The sequence below is a fragment of the Lactobacillus sp. ESL0701 genome, assembly GCF_029433445.1.
In the GTDB taxonomy this organism is placed as follows: Bacteria; Bacillota; Bacilli; order Lactobacillales; family Lactobacillaceae; genus Lactobacillus.
Window position 1 is genome coordinate 164,081 of sequence record NZ_JAQTIC010000002.1, and the last position, 13,348, is coordinate 177,428.

The 13,348-nt window shown below is 40.2% G+C and carries 13 protein-coding genes; all 13 read right to left on the reverse strand.

What is annotated here, in order from left to right:
* Nucleotides 1–15 precede the first annotated feature (15 nt).
* The gene (locus PT281_RS02205; RefSeq protein ID WP_277151634.1) at nucleotides 16–1,590 is read right to left on the reverse strand and encodes an APC family permease; all 1,575 of its coding nucleotides are present in this window, start codon (nucleotides 1,588–1,590) and stop codon (nucleotides 16–18) included.
* Nucleotides 1,591–1,731: 141 nt separating this feature from the next.
* Nucleotides 1,732–2,118 carry a DUF1828 domain-containing protein gene (locus tag PT281_RS02210; RefSeq protein WP_277151637.1) on the reverse strand — a complete coding sequence of 129 codons (387 nt, stop codon included), beginning with the start codon at nucleotides 2,116–2,118 and terminating at the stop codon, nucleotides 1,732–1,734.
* A gap of 15 nt (nucleotides 2,119–2,133) precedes the next feature.
* The gene (locus PT281_RS02215) at nucleotides 2,134–4,503 is read right to left on the reverse strand and encodes an ATP-dependent RecD-like DNA helicase (protein WP_277151639.1); all 2,370 of its coding nucleotides are present in this window, start codon (nucleotides 4,501–4,503) and stop codon (nucleotides 2,134–2,136) included.
* Nucleotides 4,496–5,140, reverse strand: a complete 645-nt coding sequence (locus PT281_RS02220; RefSeq protein ID WP_277151642.1) for a tetratricopeptide repeat protein — start codon at nucleotides 5,138–5,140, stop codon at nucleotides 4,496–4,498. Before PT281_RS02220 ends, PT281_RS02215 begins: the two co-directional genes overlap by 8 nt.
* Nucleotides 5,141–5,800, reverse strand: coding sequence for a histidine phosphatase family protein (locus tag PT281_RS02225; RefSeq protein WP_277151643.1), 660 nt, complete (start codon nucleotides 5,798–5,800; stop codon nucleotides 5,141–5,143).
* 105 nt (nucleotides 5,801–5,905) lie between these two features.
* The gene (mnmA, locus tag PT281_RS02230; RefSeq protein ID WP_277151645.1) at nucleotides 5,906–7,030 is read right to left on the reverse strand and encodes a tRNA 2-thiouridine(34) synthase MnmA; all 1,125 of its coding nucleotides are present in this window, start codon (nucleotides 7,028–7,030) and stop codon (nucleotides 5,906–5,908) included.
* A 6-nt stretch (nucleotides 7,031–7,036) separates the two neighbouring features.
* Nucleotides 7,037–7,378 (reverse strand): DUF1831 domain-containing protein, encoded by a 342-nt coding sequence (locus PT281_RS02235; protein ID WP_277141578.1) that lies wholly within the window; start codon nucleotides 7,376–7,378, stop codon nucleotides 7,037–7,039.
* A 48-nt stretch (nucleotides 7,379–7,426) separates the two neighbouring features.
* Nucleotides 7,427–8,575: a cysteine desulfurase family protein gene (locus tag PT281_RS02240; RefSeq protein ID WP_277151647.1), complete on the reverse strand. Its 1,149-nt coding sequence runs from the start codon at nucleotides 8,573–8,575 to the stop codon at nucleotides 7,427–7,429.
* Entirely contained in the window at nucleotides 8,576–9,271 is a 696-nt protein-coding gene (locus tag PT281_RS02245) for a 5'-methylthioadenosine/adenosylhomocysteine nucleosidase (RefSeq protein ID WP_277151649.1), read from the reverse strand.
* Nucleotides 9,272–9,297: 26 nt separating this feature from the next.
* Nucleotides 9,298–9,642 carry a hypothetical protein gene (locus tag PT281_RS02250; RefSeq protein WP_277151651.1) on the reverse strand — a complete coding sequence of 115 codons (345 nt, stop codon included), beginning with the start codon at nucleotides 9,640–9,642 and terminating at the stop codon, nucleotides 9,298–9,300.
* A 1-nt stretch (nucleotide 9,643) separates the two neighbouring features.
* Nucleotides 9,644–10,207, reverse strand: a complete 564-nt coding sequence (locus tag PT281_RS02255) for an NUDIX hydrolase (protein ID WP_277151653.1) — start codon at nucleotides 10,205–10,207, stop codon at nucleotides 9,644–9,646.
* Complete coding sequence (locus PT281_RS02260; RefSeq protein ID WP_277151655.1) at nucleotides 10,208–10,429, reverse strand: cold shock domain-containing protein; 222 nt, start codon at nucleotides 10,427–10,429, stop codon at nucleotides 10,208–10,210.
* On the reverse strand, nucleotides 10,429–13,218 hold the full coding sequence (ileS, locus tag PT281_RS02265; protein ID WP_277151657.1) for an isoleucine--tRNA ligase: 2,790 nt from the start codon (nucleotides 13,216–13,218) through the stop codon (nucleotides 10,429–10,431). Before ileS ends, PT281_RS02260 begins: the two co-directional genes overlap by 1 nt.
* Nucleotides 13,219–13,348 lie beyond the last annotated feature (130 nt).

The following is a 13,348-nucleotide window of genomic DNA, read 5'->3' on the forward strand; positions in this document are numbered from 1 at the left end:
GAAAATGTTTTTTATTTATTCTTCTATCTGAGCCTTTTGGTTAATTTGGGCTGCTTCTTCTAAATCAGGACCAGCATAAGCACTGCGGACGCCCCAATAGTAAAAGCCAATACTAATTAAAGCAACAATGACCAAATCCCAAGGATAATGCAGCCAATTCAAGCCACCAAACTCCTTAGCACCCAAGATGGACAATCCTGCCATAACTATCAGATAGCTAATTAGCCACCAACTACCCTTCAAGGCCTGCTTAAACTGATGGTCGTTATTCCTCCATTCATAGTAAGCGTAAATTGGCATTCCCGCCAAGATTACCAGCATCACTTCCCAAGTAGTTGGAAACTGTCCCCAATACACTGCCAAACTAGTTAACACAAAGGTTATCGGCGCTAAGATATTTAAGTTACGCAACTTAATTGGGCGATAAAACTTAGGTGCTAACTTACGTAAAGCCATCGTTGAAACCGGACCGGTCAAATATGCAATTAAAGTGGAGGTGGCAATCACACTTGCTAATTGTCCCCAATTAGGAAACAGGGTTACCAGAATGATACTAACAATTAAACTTGCCAGCATTGCCTTATGCGGCGTGTGATACTTAGAATCCAATTTAGTTAAAAAGTGCGGCAAGTGCTTGTTTTCAGCCATTGCGGCAAGTGATCTACTTGTAGTTGCCATGAAGGCAATTCCTGTCCCAAATGGAGAAACAAAGGCGTCAATATAGAGCAAAATTGACAACCAATTAAGTCCCAGTAACACTGCTAGTTGAGCAAATGGTGAGCTGAAATTAATTCCTGACCAGCCTTTTATCTGAATTAAATGATGCGGCATACTAGCCACAAAAGTGAATTGCAACAATGTATATAGCAAGGCACTGATTGCTAGCGAAATAATAATTGCCCGCCGCATATTTTTTTGCGGGTTTTCAATTTCACTGCCCAGATTAATAACCGTTTGAAAAGCATCGTAAGAAAAAATAATTCCCGCACTAGTAGTTGCTGTAAAAATTGGCGCTGTCCCGTTAGGAAACCAATTAGTAGTCGTTAACGCCAAATTATGGGCATTAAAGCCCGACATCAACAGCAAAATAAAAGTTAACGTTGGAATAATAATTTTAAACCACGTGATGGTATTGGAAAAGCGCGCCATCAAGTTAACGGAATAATAATTAATCCAGGTAAAGATCCCCATAAAGGCAAAAACAACTAACAAGCCAATGCCCGTAATCTGCCCGTGATGCATTAATTGATGGAAGCTTCTTGCCCACGGCCATGGCCAAGAGCTCAAATATTGAACCGCAGCCACGGCTTCAATCGGCAAAATTGTTTCAAGCGAAACCCAGTTAGCCCAAGCAGCAATAAAGCCAAGCAGTGACCCGTGCGTATATTGGGCAAAGCGGCTCATCCCCCCACTCTGCTGAAACATTGTACCCATTTCAGTATAAACAATGGCAATAAAGCCCATAATAACGGCACCGATCAACCAAGAAAAAATGGCCGCGGGTCCTGCTAAATGTGCACCCTCTCCGGCACCAAATAGCCAACCCGAGCCAATAATCGAACCTAATGACAAAAGAGTCAGTGATACCAACCCAATTTTCTGTTTTTTAATTTTTATTACCTCATTTCATAAAATTAATTTTGCCCTTTCTAGTATAAATGTCAAGTATAATAATTAAGGTAACCGCAACCAATTAAAAAGTGGCAACCTAGACGGTCACCACTGCTATTTTTAACCTAAATATGAAATCGCAACTTGTAATTGAGCTAACTTGACTATTGCTTGAGCCAAATTGTCCTGTTCAACTTGGACAGAAATTTCACAATTTTCTTCATTAAAATCATAGCCTGCCCCTAAAGCAATTTCGGCAGTTGTTTCATATAAATCCGTATCACTGATTCCAGGATCAAGTTTAAACAGCATTCGACCATCATCAGTGACTAAATATCGCTCACCAACTTGCTGGACAAAGCAATATACCGTATCACCATAAGAGTCAATCGCCGTTGTTGCCACCTCTAAAGTGTCGCTGCTAACGGCTGTAACCCCAGTGTGTGCTGCCACCCAATCGCCAATTGCTTGGTTAAGTTGTAACTGGTTCGCTAATTCTTTTACCATTGTTTACCCCCCGTTTTATGTTCGTGATGTTAATTTAATGCCCTGCATCCCAATCATTGGATCAATTTCACCAGAATAAATCAATTCTGATGTCAAAATATAATCTTGCGGCTGCTTATTCTGTTCATCAGTGGTTTCCGCTGCCGGGACCAGCTCGTCATCCACGGCATCATTATTTGGTTCTTGTCCAAGTAATTTTTGCAACTTGGTAGTCAAGCCAGTTTTGCGGTCATTCCCCGATGTATTAAGTGCCATTACATAGGCGCGTGGATCGCCAACCAAAACCAAATTTTTCTCTGCCCGCGTCACCGCCGTATATAGCAAATTCCGCTTAAGCATCACGTAATTCTGCATCGTTAAATTTAGAATGACCAACGGAAATTCTGACCCCTGCGACTTATGAATTGTAATTGCATAAGCCCGCGTCAGGTCAAACAAATCCTTCTTGCTAAAATTGACTTCGCGACCATCAAAGTCTGCTGTCAGACATTTTTGAGCATTTTTAGTATCAAGCGAAATAATTTTACCGATTTGACCATTATAAATATCTTTTTCCGGATTATTTTGCAGCTGCAAAACCCTGTCGCCAATCCGAAAGATTTCATCATGGACTTCAAGATACTTGCTATCAGGCTTTGCCGGATTCATAATTTCCTGGATTAAATTGTTTAAGTTGGTAACGCCGCCTTCACCATGATACATTGCTCCAAGAACCTGAATATCATCCGGACTAAACTTCTGCAGAGCCCGCTCAACAATTTGACTGACAACATGACCAATCTCGTGCGGCGGGCAAGAAATGAATGAATAATTTTTGGTCTTTTGAAACATGGCATCTTGATCGGTGCCCTCATTAATATCATGTGCCAAGGTAATAATACTTGAGTCATCCCCCTGGCGGTGAATTTGGGTTAAAACAGTTGTTGGTAAAACTTGCGACTTAATTAAATCACTGAAGACATTACCCGGACCGACTGACGGCAGCTGATCTTTATCACCGACAAAGACAACGTGCTTAGTTTGATTAATACTAGAAATCAGCTGCTTAAACAAGAACATGTCAACCATCGACATTTCATCAATGATTAAAATTTCACCATTTAGTTCATTGAGATCAGCAGCATCATTTTCACCAATTCCCATTCCCAACATGCGGTGAATTGTCTTGGCAGTGATACCCGTGATTTCTTCCATTCTCTTAGCCGCCCGACCAGTTGGAGCAGCTAATAAAAATGGCGGATCACTGCTGTATAGAGCAGAAGAAGGTATCTCTGCCAAATCGCGCAACGCCAACAAAATCCCGTTAATAATTGTCGTTTTACCAGTACCAGGTCCACCTGTCAAAATTGAAATCGGGTGGGTCAAAGCGTTTTTAATGGCGGCTTTTTGCGTATCATCATACTTGATTTTTAGCTCTTTTTCAGCCTTTTTAATGGCTTTTTTAACGTCGTGATCACTATATTGCTCATCTTCATCCTGTTCATTGCGCCGTTCAATCAAGTTTTTCATGGTTAAGGCAATATCATTTTCCGTCTGGGCAATATTTTGCAATGCCGCATTTTCACCAGAAACAACTACCTTGCCATCATGTTGGAGCTGATTCACGCAATTAGCGATAGGATCAAATTGATTGATTTGCAAAAGCTTGCTAGTATCCGTCAATAATTGAGCTAAGTTAACATAGGTGTTCCCCGCTTTACTTAACTCATCAAGCAAAATTTGAAAAATCGCCCCGTTAATTCTGCGTGGGTCATCAACTGAAATCCCTAGTTCTTGCCCTATACGGTCAGCACTCTTAAAGGCATAACCTGTGACCTCGTCAATTGAAGCATAGGGATCTTCTTGCAGCTTGGTTAACGTTTCACCGTGATAGATTTGATACAGACGACTGGCAACTTTTTTATTTAAGCCAAATTGCGTCAGCTTCAAAATAATCTCTGAATAAGAATCCATCGAATTCACACCGGCAAGCAAACTGTCTTTTTGCTTTTGCGTCAAGGGCAGCGTGGCAATCTTAGCCGGATTTTCTTTGAGCACTGTCAAGGCATTAACGCCCAGTTCAGCAATAATTGTATTGGCGGCTTTTTTGCCAATTCCGGGGAACTTGCTTGAACTCAAATAACGGCTTAAACTCCCCTCCTCATGTGGTAAGGCCTGCTGGTAGCTATCACAGCGAAACTGCAATCCGAATTTGTTGTGAACCACCAATTTACCTGAGAATTGGTAGGTTCCACCAACTTGTACCTCGCCAAAGTTGCCAGTGACTTTAATCTCATCACGATCATAATCAGCTAACTTACCGTTAATTGTCACATCAAGAATTTTGTATAGGTCCTGATTATTTTCAAAAACAATACCGTTAATCTTGCCTACAAATTCAGTCATTACCGTTATCCTTATCCTTATCCTTAACTAATTTAAGAATTGATGCATACTGGTCGAGTGCTTGCTGATAATATTTAGGGTCCTGTTTTTTCGCCGTTTGCATAAATTGTCGGGCCTCTTTGCGATCATCTTCTAAAACCGTAATTCCCAGCAAAAAGTTAACTTTGGCACTTCTATCAGGAGTTGGAATTTGTTCATAAATAGTGCGCGCTTCCTTTAACTCTCCAAGGCTAAGCCAAATATCACCCAATAATTCCCGCACGCGATTATCAATCTGCTTGATTGTCAGTGCATAGGCTAGGGCCTTTTGCTTTTGGCCGATTTTAAGATAAACTAATGCCTTTTGGTATAAAACCAAATCATCATTAGGAATTTGGTCAAGTAGGGTCAATGCCTTGTCAAAATCGCCCTGCATGTAATAACATACTGCTAAATCATAATCTAAGTCTTGCGGCTTTTTAACTAACTGCTTAGCCTGCTCCAACAACTGTGTTGCTTGGGTAAAACTGCCTTCATTTAATAAGTAAGTCGCTAGCTGCAGATAATTATCTGGATTCTGCGGCTCGCGATCAATTTTAGTTATTAATTGATGAATTTTGTGATCAATGTCTGCTTGATGTTTATCCTGTTTTGCCATTTATAATGCGTCCGTTTCTGAAAGTTTGCGGTCTAAAAAGTCAGTTTCATTCCAAATTAATGAGTGCCACGTCTGCCCTTGATCATTTGTTTCTAAAATCGTTAAACTAGTATTATTTAAACTACCGTTTTGCCGTAAATTTTTGAGAGAAAAGCCTAATAGACCACCCATAATTGCCGAAAGAGCAGCCCCATGACTAACTGCTAATACCTTATCATCTGAGTTAGTAAATTTTTGAGCTACACTACGTGCAAAATCTTGTCCGCGAGCAATAACTTCTGGATAATCTTCACCGTTAATTGAGTGTCCATCATATTTTTCAGGATGATGCCATAAATCATCAACTTGTGCCGGATACTTTTGCTGAGCAGCCTCAAACTGCATGCCCTCCATTTTACCTAAATTAAATTCACGCAGGCGCTCATCAATAATCACTGGCAATTGGGCATTCATTGCATCGTCAATTCCCTGTGCAGTCGCAAAGGCACGCTTTAACGGACTAGAATAAATTGCCCGAAATTTAGTATTTTTTAGATGCTGCCCCAGTTTTTTAATATCAATTAGACTTTGCGGCAATAGTGGAGAATCTCCTTGTCCGCCTTGAAAGCGCTTCTCAAGGTTCCACTCAGTCTTGCCATGCCGTACAAAATAAATCCGCATCAGTATTTTATCTCTTTTCTATTGCTGTTACTTGTCTAGTTTATCATTTAATGAAGGTAAAAGAAAAAGAGAAAAGCAAATTGTGCCTTCCTCTTTTAAATCAAATTAAACTAATTGTAATTGCTTATCTTCTTGGTATGCGGCGTCAATATTGCCACCACCAAGACATTCCTCACCGTTATAAAGTACGAGTGCCTGTCCTGGAGTAACTGCCCGCGCTGGTTCATCAAAGTAAACTGTCGCAGTATTTTGCTTGGCATGATATTCAACCGTCACGCCAACATCACACTGGCGATAGCGGAACTTCGCACTGCAATGGATCTTGAAGTCATGATCTGGCTGACCAGTAAAGAATGACATATCACTGGCTTCTAATTTAGTTGCATATAGCAGTTCACTATCATAGCCCTGTTCAACAATCAATTCATTCTTCTCAAGATCTTTACCAACGACAAACCAAGGATCAGTTGACTCCTTAGTTGAACCAAGACCAAGACCTGAACGCTGACCAATTGTATAATACATCAGTCCTGCATGCTCGCCAACAACCTTACCATCTGGTGTAATCATTTTACCAGACTTAGCTGGCAAAAATTCACTCAAGAACTTACGGAAATTGCGTTCACCAATAAAACAAATTCCCGTTGAATCCTTCTTTTTCGCTGTTGCCAAGCCTGCCTTAATTGCGATTTCACGCACCTGTGGCTTGGTCAGGTTTGCTAGTGGAAAAATAACCTTACTAATCTGCTTCTGGCTTAGTTGACTTAGGAAATATGTCTGATCCTTATTGCCATCTTTTGGACGCATCATATGAGCAATACCATTTGCGTCAGTAACCGTCTTAGCATAATGACCCATGGCAATATAATCGGCATCTAAGTTCAAAGCAAATTCTAAAAATGATTTGAATTTGATTTGGCTGTTACACATAATATCTGGATTAGGTGTGCGGCCCTTTTTATATTCACTTAAAAAGTATTCAAATACGCGTTGCCAATATTCCTTTTCAAAATTAATTGAGTAATATGGAATGCCGATTTGATCCGCCACTCTTTTAACGTCATCATAATCTTCGGTTGCTGTACAAACACCCGCATCATCAGTGTCATCCCAATTTTTCATAAAGACGCCAATGACATCATAGCCCTGCTCTTTTAAAAGTAGTGCCGATACAGATGAATCTACACCACCACTCATGCCGACAACGACTCTTGTCTTCTTTTCTGTCAACCTTCATCAATCCTTTACTGGAACAATAATTTTGCGTTCTTCGAGATCCTTTAAAATATAATCTAACAGTTCTACTGTTTGCGCTAATTGCTTGTTCTTAAAAATATTTACCTTCTGCAGGCCATTACGATCAGTTACCACCATTGTTAACCGCGTCATGTCCTTGTTAATCGTCATTTTAAGTTTAGTTGGTGCATCATAAGGGGAATCATTATAAAGCGGATGTTCATAATTATAATTGCCCTTAGCGGTTTTGACAAAACCGGCATCAATCAACGCATAGAGTTTCAAATCAGGACTAAGTGTAAACTTGCGCTGATCACCATTAATTACAACTGTATTTGCCATAATTTTACCTCACTTACTTATAATAAGTTAACTTGCTAAAGAAAGCAATTATTTTTGTACTTTACAAGCAATTTTGCTTAATTCTTGCGCAAAAGCAGCTACTTCCTCATCAGTATTATACCGCCCAAAAGAAATCCGAATTGATTCGTTAACACGTGGCGAATCTTTGCCAAAGCAGGCTACCAAAACATGCGAAGGTTCAAGTGAACCTGCCGTACAGGCAGAACCGCCCGAAACTGCAAATCCAGCTAAATCAAGATTTGCCTGCAAAATTGTCGTGCTGACACCGGTAATTCGCAAATTAAGCACATGATGCGATACGTGTTCGCCGCGCCCACCATTAACCTCATATGCGACACCAGCTTGATTAAGCTCTTGTAAAATCATCTCTTGCCAATGCGCATACTTTGCCTGTAAAACGGTTTTATCAACTGCCGCAATTTCACTAACTGCTTCACCAAAGCCCGCGATTGCCGGCACATTTTCTGTACCAGCTCGCCGTTTAGTTTCCTGCTCGCCGCCTAAGACTAACGGTGGTATATCAATTTGTTTATTTTCATATAAAAAGCCCAAAAACTTTGGTCCATTAATCTTATGCGCCGAAGTTGATAATAAGTCAATTTGCATTTCTTTAACGTCAAGATCAATATTACCTAAACCTTGAACCGCATCAACATGAAAGTAGGCGTTACTATCTGCCACAATTGCACCGATTTCTGCTAGTGGATTAATACTACCAACCTCATTATTCACGGCCATAATTGACACCAAAATTGTTTCGGGTGTTAATGCATTTTTTAGATCAGTAAGTGAAATATGACCAGTCTCATCAACATCTAAGTAAGTAACTTCATACCCTTCACGCTCTAATTGACGCATTGGGTTTAAAACTGACGGATGCTCAATCTTAGTGGTGATAATTTGCTTGCCAATCTTTTGCTGGCTGCGTGCTACACCAAAGATCGCCGTATTATTGCTTTCTGAACCACCCGAAGTAAAAATAATCTCACTATCATCTGCGTTAATTGCTTTGGCTATTTGGCTGCGAGCATGATCGACCGTATGGCGTGCTTTACGACCCAATTCATAAGTACTAGATGCATTACCAAAATCGCTTTTCATTTCGCGAGTCATAACATCAATAACTTGCGGTGACATTGGTGTTGTTGCCGCATTATCTAAATAAATTTCTTGCATTTAATTCATCTTCTCTAAATAAGCACAAATCAGTTTAGCCGCTTTAGCACCAACTTTTTGGGCAAATTCATCAAAATCTTCGTTAGCATCATCATTACCATTATCGGAAATTGCCCGTAAAGCAATCAACGGCTTATTAAAGTGGTAAGCAACTTGCGCAAAAGCAGCCCCTTCCATTTCTACAGCTAAGGCATCAGGGAAATTCTGCTTAATCGCATCTTTTTGGACATCAGAACCAATAAAGGCATCCCCAGTAACAATCAAACCTTCCTTAAAGGGCACCTTTTGCTCAGTTAGGAACTGCTTAAAGTCTTCTCTAGCTGGTGAGGTCAAATTAAACTCTGCTGGTTCTCCCGGAATTTGGCCTTCAACGTAATCACCAGCCAAGGTATTGTGTGCATCATGATAAGTGAATGCATCTGCTAATAATAAGTCTTCCCTATGAACTGCGGCAGCTAGTGAGCCAGCCGTTCCCGTCATCAAGATTAAGTCAACATCCACATTACTTAATAGGCTTGCCAAATTCATTGCTGCCTGTACCTTGCCAATTCCACTCAAGCCCAAATAAATATCATTGCCGTTAACGCAAAAATGCTCGAATACGGTTGATCCGAACATTTCTTTGTTACCTGAGTGAAAATTTTTACGATAATATTCTGCCTCAATTGCCATCGGGACAATAATTGCTATCTTCATCTTTATCCTCAAATAAAATTTTATCTTTATAAATGAAACAATGCCAATAATACCAAAACAATTAAAACAATTACAATCAGAATTGCTCGATTCAGCTTTTTCTTTAAAAGTAATGCCTTGTCAGTACTAGGCTCTTTTCCTGCTTTTGTAGTCTTTTTTGCCTCAGCTTCACGCGTCGCGTGAAGTCGCGTATTTGATCCTGAAGCAGTTTTCTGCTCCGCACGCCTTTTTTCTTCAGGATCGCGCTTAAAATCAGGATTGACATCAACTTCTTCGCCTTCACCATCAAAAGCTGACTTAATCGTATGTAAAAGGTTATTATTCTTTTTACGTTTTACTTGTTTACGGTAATCGGATCGTTTCTCAGTCATATTATTCCTTTGCTTTTGCACCTGTCAGCAGCATGTTTTCCCATACACTCATTGCATATAAGGTTTTAGCATCAACAATTTTACCCTGAGCAGACAGTTGCTTTAAATCAGCTAGATTATACCAATGAGTAGTTAAAAACTCATCAGTATCAAGGGGCCGCTTGTCAGTTAACTCGGTTAATGTATCACAATAAAACAAATGCAATTTTTCATTAGTAAAACCGGGAGAAGAATAAAATTCAGCGACTTTTTCCCAATAATCTGCGCGATAGCCGCCTTCTTCGTTCAACTCGCGCTTCATTGCATCCAATGGACTAGCATCAGTTTCATCAATTAACCCAGCTGGAATCTCCAAAGTCAATTCTTTAATCGGCTCACGCCACTGTTCAACCAGCAGCATTTCCTGCTTACTATTAACCGCAATTACCGCCGCAGCTGGTTGGTGGTTAACCACTTCTCTAGTTGCACTAGCACCGTTAGGCAGCCTAATTGTTCTAACAGCAAGATCAACAATTCGGCCCTTGAAAATTTCTTTTGAAGAAATTTCAGTCTCTGTTAAATCCATTTACTCACTTTCCTGCGTATCAGCTAAATACACGTTAACACATTGCAAACCATTTTTACCTTGTGCAAGTTGATACTTAACCTTTTGGCCCACTTGAAGACGGCGATAGCCCTCCTCTTTAATCGCTGTATAAAATACAAAGTACGACTTATGGTTGTCATTATCCTCAATAAAACCAAAACTACTGTCATGGTCAAACTGTTTTACTGTTCCTAAACGCATTATTCTTCTAATCCTTCTTGAACTGCTTCAGGATGATCTTCTTTAACAATGGCAGCACAGCGACCACAAAGCAAAGGCAAGTCAGTATCACTACCGATATCTGTCCTAATCATCCGGCAACGTGGGCAAGCTTCACCTGCTGCATGTTCAACAACAATGGCAGCATTTGGCAATTGCTCAGCATCTGCTGGAGCTTCACCATCGGCAATCACTAATTTAGAAACAATTAAAATTTGTCTAAAATCAGCAGCCAATTCATCAAGGACAGCCTTAGTTTCTGCAGTTGGATAGATAGTAACGGCAGCTTCAAATGATTTACCGATTAACTTCTTATCCCGTGCCTCTTCCAATGCCTTCAAAACATCATCACGCAAGTGCATAAACTGCTTCCAGTTATCTAATAATGCGTCATGGTTAGCAAATTCTTCAACTTCTGGCATATTTGCAAGTTGAATGTAATCTTCTGGTTCTTTTAGGAATGACCAGATTTCTTCCATTGTGTGCGGCAAAATTGGCGTTAAGATCTTAGCTAACTTAACAGCGGCATCATAAATAACGGTTTGCATTGAACGTCTTGCAAGACCATCTTTACTCTCAATGTACAAAACATCTTTGGCAAAGTCCAGATAAAAGGCTGACAAGTCATTAGAAATAAAGGCAAAGACCTTCTTATAAACACTATTAAAGTCATAATGATCATAGCTGTCAAGACATTCCTTAATCAAGTCATTCAATTTAACTTCCATGTATTGGTCAATTGAATTCATGTTTTCGTAAGCTACCCGATTGCTGCTTGGATCAAAGTCAGTGGTGTTAGCAAGCATGTAACGGAAGGTATTTCTAATTTTACGGTAACCTTCTGAAGTTTGACGCAAAATATCTTGTGAAACAGCAACATCAGAAGTAGTGTCAACTGAAGCTACCCACAAGCGAATAATTTCCGCACCCATTTGCTTGATTACATCGTTTGGCGAGATTACGTTGCCAAGAGACTTCGACATCTTGTGACCCTTATCATCAAGAACAAAACCTTGTGACAAGATACCTTTATAAGGTGCTTGACCAGTTGTTGCAACAGCAGTAATTAAACTAGAGTTAAACCAGCCACGGTATTGGTCGCTGCCTTCAAGGTACAAGTCAGCTGGGAAGCGCAAGTCCTTACGGTGAGCCATAACTGCTTGATGTGATGACCCAGAATCAAACCAAACATCCAAAATATCAGTTTCTTTTCTAAACTTCCCATTTGGTGAATGTTCTGAAGTAAATCCTTCTGGAAGCAATTCTTCAGCTGAATGTGTGTACCAAGCATTTGAACCTTCCTTAGCAAAGATTTGCGCAATATGCTCAATCGTTTCCGGAGTAACAATCGGCGTATCATCTTCAGCGTAGAAAATTGGCAGTGGCACGCCCCATGCCCGTTGACGTGAAATTACCCAGTCGCCACGGTCCTTAATCATATTGTGCAGACGTAACTTACCCCAAGATGGTGTGAAGTTCACTTTGTCGATTTGCTCAAGAATTTGGTCACGACACTTTTTAATTGAGGCAAACCATTGCGTCGTTGCCCGATAAATAACTGGCTTCTTTGTCCGCCAATCATGAGGGTATGAGTGGGTGAAGAAACTTAACTTAAGTAAATTGCCAGATTTCTCTAACTTGTCACTGACAACCTTATTAGCGTCATCATAGAACATACCAACCAAATCTGGATCGGGAATTTCAGAAGTAAAACACCCCTTGTTATCCATTGGACTGAAAACTGGCAGACCATATTTTTGACCAACATTATAGTCATCTTCACCAAAGCCAGGAGCACTATGAACTAAGCCGGTACCATCATCAGCAGTAACATAGAGTGCATTCATCACTAGTGAATCTTGGTCATACAATGGGTGCTTAGCAACCATGCGGTCCATGTCGCTTCCCTGCATGTGTTGGACAACTTGATAATCAGTCCAGTCAAGGTCTTTGGCAACTGCTTCAAGACGGTCAGTACCAATTACGTAACGTTTATCACCAACTTGAACAACAGAATAGTCAAATTTTGGATTAACAATAATTCCCAGGTTTGAAGGAATTGTCCATGGTGTCGTCGTCCAAATTACAAAGTATGTATCTTTGTCATCTAAAATTCCCTTACCATCTTTAACTGGAAAAGCAACATAGATTGCTGGAGATTTAATATCGTGATATTCTACTTCAGCTTCAGCTAAGGTTGATTCACTTGACGGTGACCAATAAACGGGCTTCTTACCCTTGTAAATGTAGCCATTTTCGTACATTTTACCAAAGAGGCGAATTTCTTCGGCTTCATATTCAGGCTGCAAAGTGATATATGGGTGATCCCAATCACCCATCACGCCAAGCCGCTTGAAGTCAGCCATTTGCTTTTTAATTTCTTTTCTAGCAAATTCTTCACAGAGCTTACGATATTCTGCTCGATCCATTGTTTTACGGTCGATTCCTTGCTTAGCTAATTGTTGTTCAATTGGCAAGCCGTGAGTATCCCAACCGGGAACGTATGGTGCGTAATAGCCATCCATATTTTTGTAACGAACAATAATATCTTTGGAGATTTTGTTCATGGCATGACCCATGTGAATATTACCATTGGCAAATGGGGGACCATCATGTAAATCAAAACGTGGTTTACCCTCGTTCAACTTCAATCTTTGCTCGTATAACTTGTTTTCTTCCCATTCTTGTTGCCATTGAGCTTCACGAACCGGCAGGTTGCCCCGCATTTTAAATTTGGTTTTACCCAAATTGAGTGTATCTTTTACTCGCATTTTCAAATTCCTTTCTGCAAAAAAACCTCGCCCTAAATTAGGACGAGGTTTATCATCGTGGTACCACCTAAATTGAGCTGTTAAGCTCCACTTATGTATTGCGTATCGTGCAATTGACGCAAATAAACTA